The organism is Kiritimatiellales bacterium (assembly GCA_041656295.1).
GTDB lineage: Bacteria > Verrucomicrobiota > Kiritimatiellia > Kiritimatiellales > Tichowtungiaceae > Tichowtungia.
This window is the reverse complement of the sequence record JBBADV010000003.1, coordinates 44,976-64,692: the sequence shown is the minus strand read 5'-3', so window position 1 is coordinate 64,692 and position 19,717 is coordinate 44,976. Positions and strand designations below refer to the sequence as shown.

Genomic DNA, 19,717 nt, shown 5'->3' with positions numbered 1-19,717 from the left:
ACAGGTTTAATAATGAATGAAAATGTTCCAGTCCAATTTGATGCGGTTGAAAAAGCAATTTCTGCTTTTGAATCTATTCATTCTCTGAACATTACCGTTCACGATCTCTCTGGCATTCTCAGTCCGTTCATTCAGGCGCACCGTTTTCATCACCGTTCCAGACATTGTCTGGCCGTAAAAGCACAAGGACAGGAAAGCACCTGTGTTCATTTTGAAATTTCTTCGTTGCGTCCTGAGTTAAGTAATATTCCGGACGGACGGATTCATGTCTGTCCCGCCGGATTTGTTGAATGGGTTGTGCCTGTTTTTCATCAGCAGGAGCTGGCGCTGGTTCTTTTTGCCGGAATCCGCCTGCCCGGCAAAACGCTTGTTTCTGCAATACGCACCGCGCCAATCAAATGGGATAAATCGCTGCGGAATAAACACCGGCAGAAAATAAATGTTATCGGTGAAAAAGAGGCGCAGCTTATTCTTGAACACCTGCGCCAGCTTGCCGCCCGTCTGCAGTTATGGCTGGAAAATTTTTATTCAGTAAAAAAGAAAACAAAATCGCCGGATGCATTTTCCGCAAATTCACTCATTAAACGGAAACTTATTGTTTACCGGTTCATTGAAGAAAATTATCAGGAACATCTCACCGTAAAAATGCTGGCGCAGCATCTTCACCTGAGTGAAAGCCGGACAAGTCACGCAGTCCGGCAAAGCTGCGGTGTGAGTTTCCGCAGTTTACTGATTCAGCGCCGCCTCTGTGCCGCGATGGAACTGCTGCGTGACTCCGGCATGAGTATCCTGCAAATTGCCCTGTCCACCGGCTTCTCGGATATCACCCATTTCCACCGCCTGTTTCGAAAAAAAGTTGGAACAACTCCGGCAAAATATCGGATCATAGGTCAATCGTAATAATCAACATATGACAATTATTTCCAGTTTTTTAATCGCACTCTCGTCAAAAAGGTCTGATTCTGGAATGGACTTGCACTGTGCGGGTACCCTCGGTCGGGTTTTGAAATCTTATGCAATATAATAAATTCACTCCGTAGTGACATATCCAGCAACTTCCGCCTCCGGGTCAATTTTCACTGCCGGCATCACGGAATGATTTCTTGATTCCATATAACTGGTCCATTGCCGTTCCGTCCACGGCGGAACGGACGCAGTGCAATTGGTAATCTGAGCAATGGACTCGCCGGAAATTTCGATCTGGCAGATTCCGTTACTGTATGAATTGAACTGTTTTAAAATCCCGGTGCACTGATGATACTGCCGGAATCCCCAGCCGAGATTATTGTACACAGAAACATTTTCCATTAGCGTAACACTTGAGTTAATATTTACTATTCCGTTGTCATTATCATAAAACAGCCCGCCGCGAATCTCACTGGCGATGTTGTCGTGCGACGAAAACCCTTCGTCCAGATTCTGAAATCCTTCAATATTTTTAAATATAATATTGCTTCCGGTTCCGTGCAGATTGAATCCGTCATTCTGTGCACCGGACGCTTTCAGATTACGGTAGATATGATTTGATGCGTCCTGAATCCGCACTGCGAAATAACGGACAGAAACCTCCCAGTTGTTCGTATCAGTCCCCGGAAGCAGTTCAATCCGCTTACTGTCTCCGGAAAGACGGGCATATTTTGTGAACTGTCTGGTTGCGGCACTCTGCCGCAGCCGCTCGCCGCGATAAGTTACAACACAGGGAAACTCAACCGGCAGATCGCAAACCATCACACCGTTCTCTTCACGAAAACCGGCCAGAGGATCAAACCCGGTTACAAGCTCTCCATTACCTTCAACGGTAATCGGCGCATCCGGACGACCAGAAGCGCGGATATAAAGCTGTTCACGGTACGGTCCACTGCCCGGTGCAATACGCAGCGTATCCCCGGCACGAATTACATTGGCGGCGGCTTCAAGCGATGCGTATGGCGTGCCGCCCCGCCGGTCCACTTCCAGAATCCGCGGTATATTGGAATTTTCCACCTCCGCCCATGAATCCGACGAAAGAATAAAATTAATGGCGCGTCCGGCAACGATCTTTGACGGATCAGCAGAATAGGACTGCAGCCCTTCACCGCCGGAATATGCATTTGCGGCACCGGCGGTATTCAGCGTAATCGCCTGTCCGGCCGGACCAGCTTCTTTATACTGCAAAAGAAAACAATAGGCGCCGGATTCAAACTGCACTGCCGGAAATTCCAAAATCAGCCATGTTCCGCTGCGCGGGCGCTGCCCTTTTCCGGGAACGAATCCGTCCTGTATGGCAATCACTTTTCCCGGCTGTGTACTGCCGGTTTTCCGGTGCGCGAAAATAATACGAAACGGACACCCTTCAAGCGAAGAGCCGCCGGAGTTAATCTGCAATGCCAGACTGCGCGCACTGAATACCGAAGAAACGGTGAACTGCTGTCCTAAATCGCGCCGGCCTTTTTCATCAGTCCAGTAGCACTGAAATCCACTCTTATCCTGATTGTTTACATACGCAACATCACGTTTCAACTCAGGAATACCACTATTGAGCGAACAGACAAATACATTTGTCTGTGAAAAACCGGACGTACTTATAAACAAAATGCTGGATAGTAAAAATGTAAAAACAGCCATAAACACTCTCTTGCTCAATTAGAAAGACAACCATATCCAAATTCGAATTAGTTATTAACGATAAAACTTATTAATGTCAAAAAATATTTTATATTATATGTAACAAGTTAATGGAGTTGACATACCCTTGAAGACGTTGTCTTGAAATGAGTAATAAATATATTTTTCATTCACGATTTTCGACGTATTATCCGCTACTTCTCGGTGGATATTGAGGCATCAAAGATGGCTGTTCTGACTGGATTAAGTCGTAACACGATCAATCGGATTATTTCTGCGGTGCGCCGGCGGCTTGCTGAATGCTATGAACTGGACAGCCCGTTTAAATGCGGTGAAATTGAATTAGATGAAAGCTATTTCGGCGCCCGGCGTGTACGGGGAATCCGCGGTCGCGGTGCGAAAGGAAAAACGATCGTGTTTGGGCTGATAAAACGAAAAGACCGGGTTTATACGCAGGTGGTTAAGAACTGTTCTGTAAAAGAGTTATTGCCTATTATACAACAAAAAGTTGATATTGAATCGATTATATATACCGATGGATTTAAAAGTTACGATGGCCTGGTAAATTTCGGGTATCGGAAGCATTACAGGATCCGTCACGGAGTAAATGAATTTGCTGCTGGACGAAATCATATCAACGGTATTGAAAACTTCTGGAGTATTGCCAAGGTTCGGCTTTCAAAATTTAGAGGGATTCACAATCAGAAAACGTCCCATTAACTTGTCTTAAACCTATGTATAATTTACCATTCTGATTACGCAAATCGGATGTCGATTACGAGTGCGTACATGAAAGAAATCATCCCCTAAAAAGTTTCCGCTTTCTTTCCACCCTTAGGGCGTGTTAACACAAGCGTAAGAATTCCATAATGAACGCGAAGACAATGAATCCCAAAACCATAATGTCCAGTTTGTCATACCGGGTGAATACCCGGCGATAGGATTTCACCTGCCGGATGAGTCGCTCAACCTCATTACGTCTTTTATAGATTATTGTATCGTAATCCCATGGGTTTTTCCGGTTCGGGCTGGGCGGAACAACGGGTATCAATCCCAGTGTCTGAGCCGGTTCCCGGGTTTCATCCCCTTCATACGCACGATCCATAAGCAGATGGCATGGTTCCGGCGCATCAGCAATTCTCTACCCCGCAGCGCGTCACCCTCGGTGCCGGCAGACAAGCAAAAATTACTGCCTGACGAGCAGTTGCGGCAACCAGATGTATCTTTGTGGTTCGTCCGCCCTGTGACCGCCCGATGGCTTGCGGGCCGTTTTTTTCAACGCCCCGCAGGCATCTGGGTGAACCCGGACGCTGGTGCTGTCCAGTGACATGGCGTCAATCCGGACATAAAGCATAGCCTCTTCCTGCAGTCGCACAAAGATCTGGCTTAACACGCCGTTTTTTATCCAACGGCTCATGCGGATATAAATGGTATGCCAGTTGCCGAATTCCGTCGGCAGTGCCCGCCATTTACAGCCGTTTTCGAGCGCATAGAGAATGGCATTCATCACGGTTAGATGATCCAAAGAGACATTGCCGCGCTGCGTCGGAAACGCATCGGCAATCCGGTCATATTGTTTCTGCGCAAGTTTCATGCGGAATTTTTACAACCATCCGCAAATAAATGCAATAGTGTTAACACGCCCTAGGGCAGTTTAACTTTTACTCTGAAAAAACTGTGCGTTGCATTGGTTGCGGCAACAGTTTCCCACGGGTTGGTGAGTGTGGCACGCCCTTCGACAATGTAGTTGCGGCTGGTATACGCCGGCGACCAGGTAATTACTGCGGCGTTGGGTTGAAACGGTGCGAAGGAGACGCGGAAATAATCGGAAGCATCATTTGGATCGGTGCCGGCCACATATTCTTCCCACGCCTTCATGCCGTCGCCGTCTTTATCATTCATTGCCGCTGTTTCATACACCGCCGGCGGACTCCCGGCGGCCGCCAGGCCGTTGGTTTCAAGCCACACATAGGGGACCGATACCGGCGAGTTTTGTGTTGCCGGCGGCGGCGTGGCTGCCGATATATTAATGCCCCATTGATTCCCTGAACTGCCGGTAGACGAACTCCAGCCTTCGCCGGTTGCATCATTATAGGTTGTATTTGCCTGAACGCTTTTTGAAACAGTAACAGTCTTTGAACCGGTCCAGCCGTTCGCGGTAGTTGCCGTAATTTGATATGTCGCCGGTGCCGGAGCAATGACGGCATAAATTCCGTTACTGTCGGACGTGGTCGAAATGACAGTCGATCCTTTTTTTACAAAAGCGGTTGCGCCGGCTGCCGGAATACCGTTTTGATCCAGAATCCGTCCGCTGATGATTTCGCCGGTGTTGGTTGGAAAGATATTATAGATGATGGTTGTCAGGACATCGAACGTGTGTCCGCCGGCAGAAATCTCAGGAATGTTATACCAGACGTCATCCGTGCCATTCCATCCCATGTTTAAATGAACATAACGTATTCCGTTTTTATAGCCGTAGCCGTCTGCAACAACGGCATGCCCGGCATTCCCTTGAATGCCGAGTCCGACCGGAAGTTTTGCATCCAGATTTGCCAGCACGGCTGAATCAATATAACCGGTCAGCCCGGAGGAACTCACGAGTTTTTGTGCATTTGCATATTGAAACCGCGAAACAATTTCATCCGCAACCAGGAATGCGAAAGCGCCGGTACCGTTGGCTGTATATTGCGCACGGAGAGATATTCCAATGTCAGATGTCAATTTACCAATCGCTTTTTGTTGAGTTTCAGAAAGTGTCCCGACTGGGACTAGCGGCATGCTTCCCCAGTCATAAACTCCGCCCTGCATGGTGAGATTCAAGGAGATGTCGTTAACGACGCAGGTGTAGGATCCGGCCGGAATGCCTGTTGCCGGGAACTGATGATACCGCATAATCTGTGCTGTCATTGTGGCGACGCAACCACAAACATAATTGCTCGGCGTATAGTAATTGAAAACATTGGTTGTATAAAGCCGGTATCTGTCACGCCAGTTGTCCTGTCCCCATTTCGATTGAATCAAAGGTGCAACACGGACATCGTCCGGCAAGGCTGCACTGCGCATTCGTGATGGTGTTAATAATTGTGTCCATTCATCCTCCGGTAAAATTTGTGCTGCTGTTGCATGTGTGCTAAACGTTTGAACTGCGGTTTGCGCCGCGCGTGCAGCGGACATCCGCTCAGGCAGATCGCCGGTAAGCAATGCCCACAACGGATTCTGCTCGTCTGCTTCCAGAGCATCGCCGGAAGAAAAAGCAATGACCGGCCGTACGCCGGTATCGGCGGACAATACGGCAAAACCGCCGCCGGAAAATTTTACTACATGAAAAACCGGTGCGCGGGTGCTGTCATAATATGTTTCAGCATTGTCGACCGTTTGCCCCAGTGTTGTGCCCAGCGGTTCCGTGCTGCGCAACCGCCAGTTGCCGGCAGCTGTTTTGGCCTGTTCAACCGTAATTTCCGCCGCCGGCAGTATCGCGGCGCCGCACAGCAGAAAAATCACAGTTGTTTTTAACGGAGAAAGCATAATTAAGAATTCCGGTTTCTGCAAAAGCGGTCGAATTTTTCCATGCGCCGGTTTTAAAATTTTCCGGCAGGATTTACAAGCGCCGGAAACAGTGATCATTATACTGCATATTTTGAATAACTGGAAAACAGCGAACTCCCTCCAGTCAAAACAGCAACACGACTTTCGCGCGCGCAGAACTTGACCTTTATAGGGAAAACCGGCTTATTTTACCGTCCGTAAGTTAATGAAAGGACACGTTTTGGAATCAAACTCCTTTTTTCGCCGTTCTGACTGGATTGCCGCTGCATTGACATTTTTGGTATCACTGGCCGTCTATACACTCACGCTTGCGCCGACGGTTACGCTCGAAGATTCCGGCGAGCTGATCGTGGCGTCCGATTATCTCGGCGTGCCGCATCCGCCGGGCTATCCGATCTGGAGTCTGCTGACGTGGGCGTTTCAATGGGTTTTCCACGGCGTAAAATATCACGGCTATCCGAATCCGGCGTGGGGCGTAAACTTTTTCTCGGCGTTTTCCGGCGCATTGGCATGCGGCGTATTAGCGCTGCTCATCAGCCGTTCCGGGGCGGATATCCTGAATGCGCTGAAAAAAGAAACGGCCGTGCTCGGCGCAAAAACCGAACGTTTGTTTTGCGCCGCTGCCGGAGTTTCCGGCGGACTGCTGCTGGCATTCAGTCAGGGCCTTTGGTCTCAGGCGGTAATCGCCGAAGTATACGCGCTGAATATTCTATTTCAAACGTTAGTGATTTTATTTCTTTATCGCTGGGCGGTCGAACCGGATAATCCGAAACCTCTGTTTGTGATGGCGTTTATTTACGGGCTTGGTTTGACGAACCATCAAACGCTGATTTTTATGGGACTTGCGATTGGACTCGCGGTACTGCTGTTCAATCCGCGCCTCGCGGTGGATTTCATGATCATTTTTGTTTTTTACGGCATCATGATTCTCATCGACCGCGCCGGTCCGGACGACTGGCAGTGGGAGCTCGGTCCATCGCGCGCGGCGTTCTGGTTCTGGACAATCTACGCTGTTGCCGTGCCCGTCGCCGGAATGTTTTTTCTGAAAAACGGTAAAACAGTTTGTGCGACCTATCTGCTCGTTTTTCTGGGATTGTCGTTCTATCTCTACATGCCCTTTTCATCTGACCAGAATCCGCCGATCAACTGGGGCTATCCGCGTACATGGGAAGGGTTCATGCATGCGATCACACGCGGGCAGTATGAACGGGTGGTGCTCGCTGATGTGTTCTCGTCAACCTTCCTGTTGCAGATCGGCGCCTATCTGCGCGATCTGCGTGCGCAATATTTCGGGCCGATCGCCGCCTTCGCATTAGTCCCGTTTATATTCGTTTACCGCACCGGCCGCAAAAATGCGTACTGGCTGCTTACCACACTCGTGGCGTTTATTGGTGTCGGAATTATTTTCATCATTCTGCAGAATCCGAAAATTGATATTCAAACACTTTTCATCGCGCGCGTGCAGTATATTCAGTCGCATGCCATTTATGCCCTGTGGATCGGTTATGGATTATTAATGGTCATGGCGTTTCTGGAAACGCTCGTCAAAAATAATCCGATCACTAAATGGGGCGGCACTGCAATGGTTCTGCTGCTGCCGTTTTCGCTGATCTACAAAAACTATTACAGTGAAAAACAGCTGCAGGTCGTTGGCGGTTCGGAACAGAACGGACACGATTTCGGCTGGCAGTTCGGTAACTGGCAGTTGCAGGGTGTCGTCGGCATCAAGGAGGATCTCTGGTATTACTGCGGTAAAGATCAGGCAAAATTTGATGAAGAATGGGCGAAATATCCAAATCCTGCTTATCCGCCGCCGATGGGAACCAACGCAATTTTCTTCGGCGGAACTGACCCGGGACGCTTTGTACCAACCTATATGATTTACTGTCCGCAGGTCCGCCCTGACGTTTACCTTATCACGCAAAACGCGCTCGCTGACGGCACCTACATGAATGTCATGCGCGATTTGTACGGCGACCAAATCTGGATTCCGTCCGCCGCCGACAGCAACCGCGCATTCCAGGAATACGTCGGCGATGTTCAAAGCGGAAAGATTCAGGCCGGTGCCGATGTTAAAATTGAGAACGGCCGTGTGCAGGTGCAGGGCGTCGGCGGCGTGATGCAGATTAACGGACTCCTCTGTAAACAGATTTTTGACCATAACCAGTACGTCACCGAAGTGAAAACGGATGAGGCAACGCGCCAGTCCGGTGCCGCCGTGGTTCCGTTCGATCCGGTGCAGGAGGACGGCACACTTCGCCGGCGCGAATTTTTTGTGGAAGAAAGTTATGTGCTGCCGTGGATGTATCCGTACCTCACGCCGCACGGACTCATCATGAAAATTAATCATCAGCCGGTAGCGCTTACACCGGAAATGATCAAAAACGACCGCGATTTCTGGGACTGGTATTCCGAACGCCTGCTCAGTGACAAAAAATTTATTCGCGATGTTGTCGCCCGCAAAACATTTTCCAAACTGCGCAGCGCCATCGCCGGTCTTTATGCCGCACGCGGACTGCTCGACGAATCTGAATACGCATTCAAACAGGCCGTTGCGCTGTATCCGCTCAGCCCCGAAGCTGTATTCCGCTTAACGCAGCTGTATGTGCAAATGAACCGCCTCAATGATGCCATCGTCATTGCTGAAGAATTCGCCGCCAAAGATGTGAACAGCGACGCTGCCAAAGCCACCCTCGAACAGCTTCATCAGATACGCAGAATGCGCGACCGGCAGGCAGAGCTTGAAGGAAATGTTCAAGCCAATGGCATGCAAGACATCGGAGAAGCCTTTGAGCTGCTCCAGATTTATGCCGCGTTCAACGATCTGCCGAAAATGACCCGGTTGATTAACGACATCCAAACCGGCGCACCGCCGGAAATTACGTTGCAGATGGCGCGCCTGCTGACGCAAGTGCGGCAGTTCGGGTTAAGCGAAAATGTGTTCCGTAAATATTTAAGTGCGCGCCCGAATGACACCGCCGCGCGCATTGATCTCGCCGCCGCGCAGATTGCCGGCGGACGGGCGGATGCGGCGCTGAGCACTGTTACTGAAATTGTAAAACAGGGCGGTGAGCCGGCGCGTAATATTTTGCGGCGTGATACCCGTTTCCAACCAGTATGGAATAGTCCACACTTCCAGCAGCTCGTTCCGCCGCGCCCGGCGAACACACTGCCCGGCAGCTTTCCCGCCGGCTTCGGGTTTTAAAATAGGTTCAAGACAACATCCCAAGGGTCATGTCAACTCCATGAACTTGTCTTGAACCTATTTTAAAAAACCAAAATTTTGACAAAACCACAGTCTTCACTTTCCCACCGGAAACTTTTAAGGACGGCTCAGGAAATATTTTTCTATGCAACGAAGCGCATATTGCGTCAAATAAAATTCATCTCATACAATTGAAGAATCATATTTGGTGGTTGTTTTTTGGGATGAGTGTTCCCATCTCTTCGTTGGAATCAAGCAAAGGAAAATTTTTATTTTAGGCAATAATCAGCTCTGCACGGTTTTTAATTTTATCAATTGTATCAGCACCGAGCAGAAACATGGCGGTGACAAATTCGCGTTTGAGTTTCTGGATTTCGTGGCGAACGGCGGCGACAGAATCCATGGCCGGCGCAAGGAACGGGCGTGCGATTCCGCAAAACGATGCGCCGAGTATGGTGGCTTTGACCATATCAATGCCGGTGCGGATTCCACCGGATGCAATCAGTGTTGCACGATCGCGATACGGCACAAGCTGTTGAAGTGCGAACGGTGTAGGCAGCCCAAAGTCTTGAAAGAGTTTCCCGAGAGAAGAATCAGGAGTACGTTCGCTCTCGACTCGGCTCCACGATGTTCCGCCGGCACCGGCGACATCAATTATTTTTACACCGGCGCGAACCAGCAGTTCAGCATCCGCTGCTGAAATTCCGGCGCCGACCTCTTTTACGATCACCGGCACATCGAGTCCGCTTATGATTTCGCCGATTTTTTCAGCGAGTCCGGCAAAGGTTGTATCACCTTCCGGTTGAATTGCTTCCTGCAGCGGATTCAGATGCAGGCAAAGCGCATCGGCTTCCAGAATCTGAATTGCGGCGCGCGCATGCTGCAGTGTCAGTTCTATATTAAACTGAATTGCGCCGAGATTTGCCAGCAGCGGCGCCGCCGGTGCGACGCTGCGCAAATCAAAACTCGATTTAGCGAGCGGCGCCGAAAATAGAATTCGCTGCGACCCGACGCCCAGAGCAACACCCTCCGCTTCTGCTGCGGCGGCGAGATTCAGATTAATTTTTTTCAGCAGTTTATCACCGCCGCCGGTCATCGACGAAATAATTAATGGAAACGAAAGTTTTTTGCCGAGGAACTCAACCGACGGATCAACTGCGTCCAGATTAATTTCCGGCAGTGCGCGATAGATCAGACGGATTTCATCGAAATAATTTTTCCGGCGATCCGTTTCCTCATTTTGAGAAACGATTTTAACGTGTTCACCCTTCCGTTTTTCTAAATTATTCATAAGTTTCCGGCAGTAAAAATAATTTTCAGGAACTGTACATAAACTGCTTTCAATAACAAATTATATAATATTTTTCGGTTCATCACGGAATGGCGTCTTATAGTTTCTCTCTCTCCGGTCAAAACGGCGATACCCTGTTCTTACTGTGCTTCGGAACAGACACGCTTGGATCTGACCGGAACATCCCGCTGGATTTACGGTCTCTTTACCGGTTTGAAAAACGACTTTTCGGTGCCGGCACGCCGGATGATCTGCTATGCCTGCGCCCGCTCAACTCACGCGCCGTCGCCGTTTACCGATGCCCCGGTACGCTATACGACGGGCCGGTGTGCTTTATGATTGGATTGTACCGGAGGATGTCGATCCGGGCGGTAGCGGGAGCTGACCGGTCCAATCGCTCAACTCAAAGGCGGCTCTGAGACGCTCTTCCGTAATGAACCTTTTACTCTCAACTGGAGTCCCCGCCCCTGGCCGGAAACAGCGGAACCGGCCGGTACGAAAACCCCTGTCATACTTCAATATAATCACATTTTCCTCTTGCAGGAGTTGCGTCTTACGAGTATGAATCTACCCATAAATGGGGCCCTGAAATTTTTGAAGGGCAGAAACAATAACAGTAAAGTTCAAAGGAGAACGAACATGGCTAAAGCAGCTACGAAGTCTCAGATCATTGCGAAAATCGCAGAAGATGCCGGTATCACTAAAGTTCAGGCGAAAGGCGCTCTTGAATCTTTGATTGCTCAGGCATATAAAGGCGCTAAAGACGGGTTCACCGTTCCGGGCCTTGGTAAACTTGTCAAAGTAAAACGCAAAGCCCGCATGGGCCGCAACCCGGCGACCGGCGAAACGATCAAGATTGCTGCAAAAACGGTTCTGAAATTCCGCATCGCTAAAGCAGCAAAAGATGCGATTCTGGCTTAATCGTGTTTACATGCAAAAGCCGTCTGTTTCCGGGCGGCTTTCTGTTTGTACTCACGTAATCCCGCCTATCCGGATAAGCGGATGCTTATGACTGTCATCGAAAAAATCAGGACGGCAGAAAAACCGTTAATCTCTATTGAATTTTTCCCGCCGAAAACCGGCGGAGCACGGGCGGTGTTTGAAAAAAGCGCGGCGGAGCTGATTGCATTAAAACCCGATTTTGTTTCTGTTACCTGCGGCGCCGGCGGCAGTGCAGCGGGTCCGACACTGAATATTTCGCGGCAGCTTGCTGCCGACGGTTATGACACCGTGATGCCGCACTGCACCTGCGTTGGCATGTCGCGCGCCGATTTAAAAAAATCAACGGATGAACTGATTGCCGGCGGATTTAACAATATCATGGCACTGCGCGGCGATCCGCCGCACGGGGAAAAAATTTTTGTGCCGGTCAAAAACGGCTTCCGCTATGCCGCTGAACTGGTGGCGTTTTTACGTGAGCGCTATCCGGCGCTGTGCATCGGAGTCGCCGGCTATCCGGAAAAACATCCGGAAGCGATGTCGCTCGATGAAGATATCCGCCGGTTAAAAGAAAAAGTGAATGCCGGTGCCGATTTTATAACAACGCAGCTGTTTTTAAAAAATTCAGCTTACTTCCGCTTTGTTGAAAAATGCCGGGTAAACGAAATTTATGTTCCGGTCATCCCCGGACTTCTGCCGGTGATCTCGCTGGAACAGATCCACCGGATGCAGTCGTTCTGTGAATTTTCCGTGCCGCAAAAACTGCTGAGCGATCTTGAAGCGGCAAAAAATAATCCGGCGAAAATGAAGCGGCTCGGGCTGTACTGGGCAATGGAACAGATTGCCGGTTTGATCGAAGGCGGCGCACCGGGCATTCATCTGTATCTGCTCAACCGTGCCAAAACGGTATTTTTTCCGGAACTGGCCGCCTGTCTGAACCGTATTCGAAGCGGAATTTAGACAGTTTACGGTAGACGGCACCGGTAGTTTTCCGTATAGTCCGCCCTTCTTGTCGTAAAAGTAAGGAAGCGGTTTTGAGTATAAAAAAAGTGATTCTCGGTTTACCGAAAGGGAGTCTGCAGGACTCCACCTATGCACTTTTTGCCAAAGCTGGCTTTAATATTAAAGGGAATTCGCGCTCTTATTTCCCGTCGATCGACGACCCTGAAATTGAACTTCGCATTCTCCGTCCGCAGGAAATGAGCCGTTATGTCGAGTACGGCATGCTGGATGCCGGAATTGCCGGGCTTGACTGGATTGAAGCGAACGGTTCGGATGTTCAGGATATTTGCAGCCTGGTTTATTCCAAGCAGACAAAGCGGCCGGTGCGCTGGGTGCTGGCGGTGCCGCAGACATCCGAAATTAAATCGGTCAAAGATCTGGAAGGCAGGCGGATTGCCACTGAGGGTGTCGGTATTGTTGAACGCTGGCTGGCGAAAAACGGCGTCAAAGCCGAAGTTGAATTTTCATGGGGTGCCACTGAAGTTAAAGTGCCGGAATTTGCGGATGCGATTGTTGACATCACCGAAACCGGTTCATCGCTGAAAGCGCACAATCTGCGCATTGTTGATACGCTGATGGAATCCTATACCAAATTTTTTGCGAATAAAGCGGCGTGGGCCGATGACTGGAAACGCTCGAAGCTTGAAAAAATTGCTTTGCTGTTGACGGCGGCGTTGAATGCTGCGGATAAAGTACTTTTAAAAATGAATGTTGCGGCAACGAATCTGGATGCGATTTTGAAACTGCTGCCGGCATTAAATTCGCCGACAGTGAACAATATGTCGACTCCCGGCTGGTTCGCTGTTGAGACGGTTGTAAATGAAGAAGTTGTGCGGGAAATTATTCCCGAACTGAAAGCCGCCGGCGCCGAAGGCATTATTGAAATCGGGCTGAACAAAGTGGTGGCGTAACGCGCGTAAAGGAAGAGAAGCATGGGTACCATTAAGAAATGGCGTAAGAAAAAAATGTCGAACCACAAACGGCGCAAGCGCCGTCGTGCAGATCGCCATAAAAAGAAATAATTTCTGAAAGGGGTTGTCGTGCGCGCCCGTATTATCCTTTCCGGCATTGTCGCAATGGCCGGTGCTGTGGTCGGCGGATGCACAACCTCTTCATCAAGGCCTCAGCCCGGTAAAACAGCACAGGCTGAGGCTTTATCTCATTACAGCCTGGCTCTGCTTGCAAATTCCAACAGCGATTCTTCCGGCGCACTGCAGCATTTTGAAGCAGCGTTAAAACTCGACCCGCACGAACCAAAACTTTATGAAGCGCTCACCGCTCTTGCACTGAAACTGCATAATGAGGACAAAGCTATTCACACCGCCGGCGCCTATGCAAAACGCTTTCAGGAAAGCGATGCCGCACAGTTGATGCCGGGACGTGTTTACATCACACTGAAACAGCCGGAAAATGCTGAAGCAGCGTTCCAGGCGGCCGTAAAAAAACTGCCGCACTCGCCGGAGTGTGTCATGGCACTGGCACAGTTTTATCTGACAGAAAAAAACTGCGCCGGCGCAATTCAAACGCTGCGCACCGCGCTCTCTGTACAGCCTGAAAATACCGGGATCCTGCAACTGCTCGGAATTCTGTATGTTGAGTCTGCACGGGATACTGCCGATAAAACCGCCGGTGACAAAGCGCTGCACAACGGAATTATCCAGTTCCGCAAGCTGCTGAAAATTGACCCCGACAATGATACCGTGCGCCAACAGCTTGGACTTGTCCTGCTCAGTACCGGAGAAGAGGCTGAAGGTGCCGAAATTTTCCGGCAGTTCTATCTGAAAACGCCGGCGGATATCGATGCCGCACGGCAGTATCTCAGCATCCTGCTGCTCGCCAAAAAATTTGATGAGGCGATTGCGCTTTCCGGCGAACTGGCAAAAAACACAGAAACCAGCCCGGATGCGTGGTTGCAGTTGCTGGAAGAATCGCTGCCGGCGGAAGAGCATCCGCGCCTGATCCGGTATCTTGAGAAAATCATTTCCGGCACACCGGACGCTGCAGAGTTCTATTACGCGCGTCTTGCCGCGCTCTATCCCGAAACTGACGCCGATACCGCTGAAACAATTTTGCAGGCCGGTTTGCAGCGTTATCCGGAAAATGCACGGCTCAAAGCGGTGTTCGGATTTCTGCGCGTCCGGCAGAACCGGTTCGATGATGCGTATCTGATTTTAAACAGTGTTCGCTATTCCGGTGACGGCAAAAACTGGCTGGAAAATACCTTTTTTATTCTCAACTTTGTGCTCGCCGCGCAACTCAGCGGACATTCCGGCGACGCAGCAGAAATACTGGCGGCATCGGGTGAAAAACTGCCGGCGGTACTGGCGTATTATATCCGCACACTCATTGCCGGAAACACATCGCTGACAATTTCTAACGCGGTAAATTTACTCGAAGGTACTGCCGCCCGCGCACCAGACGCACCGGCACCGTTTTATTATCTGATGTATTTATATGCAGATTTGAAAAATTATGACTCCGCGCTGAAGACGGCAGTACGTTGCGAACAGCTTGCCGCAGGTCGCGACGAAGAGCGCTTTCTCGACAGCGGGTTTTATTATCGGCTCGGTGCAATCAACGAACGGCTCGGCAAACTTAACGATGCAGAAGCTGCCTTCTGCAGTGCCATCGAGGCCGGCGACGAAGACATCAGAGCATCGGCGCGGAATTATATTGCGTATATGTGGGCGGAACGCGGTGAAAAGCTGGATACCGGATTGGAACTGATTCAACTGGCGCTGCAGCACGAACCCGACAGCGGCGCTTACATCGACACTCTCGGTTGGATCTATTTTCAGCTCGGACGTTACAGCGACGCGCTCACCGAATTATTGCGCGCACTTGAAATTGAAAGTACCGATGCCGTCATCTGGGAACATCTCGGCGACACCTATTTCAAACTCGGAGACCGTACTGCCGCGATCCAACACTGGCAAAAAGCGGTGGAAATTGACCCGGGAAACAATGCCGCGAGACGGCTGGAAGAACACAGGCAGGACGATTCAGTCCCTTAAGCGCCGAAAACGTGCGCACAGAAGAGCTGCCGTCTCTACCTTAACCTCCCACCAACGGACAATGTATGCCCGCGCAGCCACGCGGCGGCATCCATCGATTTTTTCCCGGCGGGTTGAACTTCGAGCATACGCAGTGCATTCCCACCGGTAGCAACCAACGGTCCGGCTGAGTTTATGTTAATAATTTCGCCGGGCGCGCCGGAGCCGGATTCAACAGCGGCGCACAGAATTTTCAGCCGCTCACCGTTCGGCAGTTCACAGGATACGCCGGGCCACGGCTGAAAAGCGCGAATGCGGTTGCGAATGGTTTCCGCCGGTAAATTCCAGTTGATGATTCCATCTTCTTTGGAGAGTTTGCGGACTTCGACCGCACTGTTTTCGTCCTGCGGCACCGGTTTGTTTGTTCCGGCACAAATCTGACTGATCGCCTGCAGCATTAAATCTCCACCGAGTTCGGCGAGCCGCGGCTCCAGTGTGGCGGCGGTGTCGTCCGGCGCAATCGGATATTTTTTTTGCAATAAAACATCACCGGCATCCATTTTTTTCGCGACGTATATGATGGAAACGCCTGTGACGGTATCGCCGTTGGCAATTGCCCATTGAATCGGCGACGAGCCGCGATATTTCGGCAGCAGCGACGGATGCAGATTAATTGCCCCGTGCGCCGGCAGTTCACGAATAGATTGCGGTATGTATTGTCCGTAGGCGACAACAACAAAAAGATCGGCATTCAGCGCGGTGAGTTCAGTATATGCGTCAGCTGCATTTTCCGGTGACAGCACTGGGATTTTGCGATCGAGAGCAAATTGCTTTACAGGACACAGCGTTAAACGCCGGCGGCGTCCAGCGGGACGGTCGGGCTGCGTAACGGCGGCGAGCAGTTCATGCTCCGATGCCAGCAGTTTTTCCAGCGTTGGAAATCCAATGGCCGCCGATCCGAAATAAATAATTTTCATAGCGTTAGTTTAACTACGGAATACACCGAAGACACGGAGTTTATTTATTTTCAAAATCTGAAACCGGCAATCGAAAATCATCAATGTTTATTGTGCTTCGCCGCCTTCAGCGGGCGGCTGGCCGCCCTCGCCGCCGCCTTCACCCTGCTGCGGTGCAATGCCCCAGCGGATGCTGTCGGTGAGAAAGAGCTGATCCTGTTTGTTGAGCGCAAAGCCCTGCTTGAGCGGAAAGTCCGGCGGCATGCGCCCCATCATGATGGGAAACCAGGTTTTTTCGGGGCCGTCAAGCAGTGATGAAATGAACGGTTTATCTTTTGTCAGTGTGGTAAGATACATGCCGCTAATGTATTTGCGGTAGTCATTGATTTCATAATATTCGTCGAGCGTCTGCGGCAGTAGAATAGACAGACGTTTACCGTACCACGCTGTGGCCCACGGCATGTCGGAACAAATGACTTCGTTCGGGCGCAGCAGTTCACTGACACGCATAACGAACGGTGCAAAGTACGGCGGATACACCGGCCCCGGCGGCGGGCTCATCAGCACGTTGAAAAACAGCGGCAATGCGTTCAGCCCGACGACAAGCCAGGTGATAGCGTTTTTATAAATGTCCACGGTAATATCGAGCCTATCGAGCATGACAAAAAAGAATGAAAGTCCGTAGAGAATAACGAACGGCAGAAAGATATGATAATAACGCATGGCATCGTTATTAAATAACGGAACACCGGCCAGCAATAAAACCATCGCCAGTCCGATGCCCCACCGCAGTGTGTGAACGGAAACGCGTACGAAGCGGTAGAAGAAAGTGATCATAAAAAATGCAATCAGCAATCCGCCGCCGAGCGTGGTGAGATTGTTTTCGTAGATATCTCCAAAGTTTTTTTTCCACTTGGTTTTTACCGCGTCAATATCTTCCAGCAGGTTGAATTCCGGATTCAGCGTGCGGACGAGTGAATCATTGGACGGATAATTATCCGTACCGGCAAGTGCCATGTGCAGAGCAAGGCCGAACGGTGAACCGGATATGCGATAGTTGTTCATCAGCCAGGGCGATGCAATGAGCAGCGCACCGGTGAGATAAAAAAAGACAAGGTGCCCGCTGCGCTGCCGCTTTGTTCCCATCAGCAGTGTGAACAGTGCGAGGCCAATGATCACCGGAATGGCAGGATAACTGGTTAAAAATGCTGCACCGGAGAAAAGAATGGAAAGTCCAAACAACACCAGCCAGCCCCAGCGCGATTTACGTTCACGCCGCCGCACCAGTGCTAAAATTAGAAAATAAGCCGCGCTGAGAATGAAAAATACGAGAACCGGAATCCCGGTGCCGAGCAGACTGTCGCACCAGACAGCGTTAGTTAAAAAGTACGTGGTTACACCGGCCAGCGCAATTTTCTTGGAAAATAGATTTTTCCCGAGCAAATACATCATCAGTCCCGCCATACCGGTGAAAAAATGATGCAGCGGCAGAATTACCCATTGTTCTGCCGGATAGATGCGCATACCGATAAATTCATCATTGTTCGGGAAAATATTTACGCCGACCAGATCATAAAATTTAAACTGCGCTGCAAGGATCGCCGGATACATCGGCGGACGGAAAAGCTCGGGATGACGTTCAATCAGTGCATCGCCATTAAAGGTGTTCGCCGAAACCTGCGCAATGCTGAACGGACGAACACAATGCGTAATGTACCGCCCTGTCTGCGCCAGATTACGGCCGAGCTGTGCATAATCCATCGCTGCCTCGTTATTGAAACCGCGAAATTCACGTCCGGTATAAATCACTGCCAACCCGATAAAAAACAAACAGTACAACACGGTGCGAATAATTTTCAGACCGGTTCCGGCATCGACACTGTACACCAGATCCTGAAGTGTCGCTTCAAACGGCTGATGGTTATGCTGGTTTTTAGCCATTAGTTCTCCCTGAAAATCTTAAAAATAGAAGCATTGCGAAAACATTGAACCCATACAATCTTAAAAATAACCTGTTCATTGCCGGCGACGTTTTTGAAATGGCAGTATCAAATCAATGAAATCATCATTTTATGTTCGTAATCAAAACAGACGCCGTTATTATGTTATGCACTTTGTAAATTTAACTTGAGGAGAAACAGCATGATTGTAACAACGAAGGAACTGTTTAAGCACGCATACGGCAAATATGCCGTCGGAGCGTATAACATTAATAATGCTGAGCAGATTATGGGTCTGTTTCGCGGCTGCATGGACAGTAAAGCCCCGTTTATTGTCCAGATTTCAAAAGGTGCACGCTCATACACCGACACCCGCATGCTCGAAGCGATGATTCGCGCAGCTGATGAAATTTTTCCGAACGCCATCTTTGCGGTACACCTTGACCACGGTGACGAAGTCACCTGTATGGATTGTATCAACAGCGGTTTTTACAGTTCTGTGATGATTGACGCCAGTCATGAATCGTTTGAAGAAAATATCGCCATTACACGCCGTGTTGCCGACGCCGCGCATGCCAAAAATATTGTGGTTGAAGCGGAGCTCGGACAGCTCGGCGGCGTGGAAGAGCATGTTTCTGTCAGTGAAGCCGATGCGAAACTGACTGATCCGGCACAGGCCAAAGAGTTTGTAGAACGCAGCGACTGCGACAGCCTGGCATGTGCCATCGGAACATCTCACGGTGCATTTAAATTCAGCGGCTCACAGGGACTGCACTTCGACGTGCTCGCCGATATTCAAAAAGCACTGCCGGGCTTCCCGCTTGTCATGCACGGCTCCAGTTCCGTTCCTCAGGATGAAGTTGCGCGTATTAACGCCGCCGGCGGAAAACTGGCCGGAGCCAAAGGAGTAGATGAAAAACAATTCCTGCCCGCCGCAAAACTCGGTGTAACTAAAATTAATATTGATACCGACGGACGTCTCGTGTGGTGCCGTGTACACCGCGAAAGCTTCCGCGATAATCCGGAGAACTTCGACCTGCGTCCGCCGGGAAAAATTTTTATGGCAGAATACGCCAAATACATCGCACATAAAAATACCGTTCTCGGCAGTGCCGGACAGCTCGACAGCGTCCGCGAAATGCTCAAAAAGTAAAAAATTTACTTTTGTCCAGCGGTCTTTCCGGCAAGCCGCAGAGCATTTCGCCGGACTTGCATGCCGCAAGCGGCAGACGGAATTGGGC

Annotated in this window: 13 protein-coding genes and 2 pseudogenes; 9 read left to right on the top strand and 6 right to left on the bottom strand. The window is 50.2% G+C overall.

Translation table 11 applies throughout. The features are described 5' to 3' along the window. The first annotated feature begins 12 nt into the window (after positions 1–12). Positions 13–900, top strand: coding sequence for an AraC family transcriptional regulator (locus tag WC959_02650; protein ID MFA5688039.1), 888 nt, complete (start codon positions 13–15; stop codon positions 898–900). Positions 901–1,029: 129 nt separating this feature from the next. On the opposite strand, the gene WC959_02645 is transcribed toward WC959_02650, so the two are convergent. Next, positions 1,030–2,604, bottom strand: a complete 1,575-nt coding sequence (locus tag WC959_02645; GenBank protein ID MFA5688038.1) for a right-handed parallel beta-helix repeat-containing protein — start codon at positions 2,602–2,604, stop codon at positions 1,030–1,032. 146 nt (positions 2,605–2,750) lie between these two features. Between WC959_02645 and WC959_02640 the strand changes: the two are divergent. Continuing rightward, positions 2,751–3,303 (top strand): annotated as a pseudogene (locus WC959_02640) (IS1595 family transposase). A gap of 145 nt (positions 3,304–3,448) precedes the next feature. On the opposite strand, the pseudogene WC959_02635 reads toward WC959_02640, so the two are convergent. Both WC959_02635 and WC959_02630 read right to left on the bottom strand, forming a co-directional pair. Further along, positions 3,449–4,198 (bottom strand): annotated as a pseudogene (locus tag WC959_02635) (IS5 family transposase). 50 nt (positions 4,199–4,248) lie between these two features. Continuing rightward, positions 4,249–6,129 (bottom strand): C10 family peptidase, encoded by a 1,881-nt coding sequence (locus tag WC959_02630; GenBank protein ID MFA5688037.1) that lies wholly within the window; start codon positions 6,127–6,129, stop codon positions 4,249–4,251. Between the two features lie 226 nt (positions 6,130–6,355). Here WC959_02630 and WC959_02625 point away from each other — a divergent pair, with 226 nt between their 5' ends. Next, complete coding sequence (locus WC959_02625; protein ID MFA5688036.1) at positions 6,356–9,355, top strand: DUF2723 domain-containing protein; 3,000 nt, start codon at positions 6,356–6,358, stop codon at positions 9,353–9,355. A gap of 274 nt (positions 9,356–9,629) precedes the next feature. Here WC959_02625 and fni read toward each other — a convergent pair whose 3' ends face one another. Then, a complete protein-coding gene (gene fni / locus WC959_02620; GenBank protein MFA5688035.1) occupies positions 9,630–10,646 on the bottom strand; it encodes a type 2 isopentenyl-diphosphate Delta-isomerase in 1,017 nt (338 codons plus the stop codon). A 165-nt stretch (positions 10,647–10,811) separates the two neighbouring features. On the opposite strand from fni, the gene WC959_02615 reads away from it, so the two are divergent. From WC959_02615 to WC959_02595, 5 genes are all read left to right on the top strand, one after another. Beyond that, a complete protein-coding gene (locus tag WC959_02615; GenBank protein MFA5688034.1) occupies positions 10,812–10,985 on the top strand; it encodes a hypothetical protein in 174 nt (57 codons plus the stop codon). 300 nt (positions 10,986–11,285) lie between these two features. Continuing rightward, the gene (locus WC959_02610; GenBank protein ID MFA5688033.1) at positions 11,286–11,567 is read left to right on the top strand and encodes an HU family DNA-binding protein; all 282 of its coding nucleotides are present in this window, start codon (positions 11,286–11,288) and stop codon (positions 11,565–11,567) included. An 81-nt stretch (positions 11,568–11,648) separates the two neighbouring features. Then, positions 11,649–12,545: a methylenetetrahydrofolate reductase gene (locus WC959_02605; GenBank protein ID MFA5688032.1), complete on the top strand. Its 897-nt coding sequence runs from the start codon at positions 11,649–11,651 to the stop codon at positions 12,543–12,545. A 74-nt stretch (positions 12,546–12,619) separates the two neighbouring features. Next, entirely contained in the window at positions 12,620–13,498 is an 879-nt protein-coding gene (gene hisG / locus WC959_02600; GenBank protein MFA5688031.1) for an ATP phosphoribosyltransferase, read from the top strand. A gap of 129 nt (positions 13,499–13,627) precedes the next feature. Next, positions 13,628–15,601: a tetratricopeptide repeat protein gene (locus WC959_02595; GenBank protein ID MFA5688030.1), complete on the top strand. Its 1,974-nt coding sequence runs from the start codon at positions 13,628–13,630 to the stop codon at positions 15,599–15,601. Positions 15,602–15,636: 35 nt separating this feature from the next. Here WC959_02595 and fmt read toward each other — a convergent pair whose 3' ends face one another. Both fmt and WC959_02585 read right to left on the bottom strand, forming a co-directional pair. Then, the gene (gene fmt / locus WC959_02590; GenBank protein MFA5688029.1) at positions 15,637–16,557 is read right to left on the bottom strand and encodes a methionyl-tRNA formyltransferase; all 921 of its coding nucleotides are present in this window, start codon (positions 16,555–16,557) and stop codon (positions 15,637–15,639) included. 87 nt (positions 16,558–16,644) lie between these two features. Next, positions 16,645–18,477, bottom strand: a complete 1,833-nt coding sequence (locus WC959_02585; protein ID MFA5688028.1) for a glycosyltransferase family 39 protein — start codon at positions 18,475–18,477, stop codon at positions 16,645–16,647. Positions 18,478–18,678: 201 nt separating this feature from the next. Here WC959_02585 and WC959_02580 point away from each other — a divergent pair, with 201 nt between their 5' ends. Further along, complete coding sequence (locus WC959_02580) at positions 18,679–19,629, top strand: ketose-bisphosphate aldolase (protein MFA5688027.1); 951 nt, start codon at positions 18,679–18,681, stop codon at positions 19,627–19,629. The last annotated feature ends 88 nt before the right edge of the window (positions 19,630–19,717 follow it).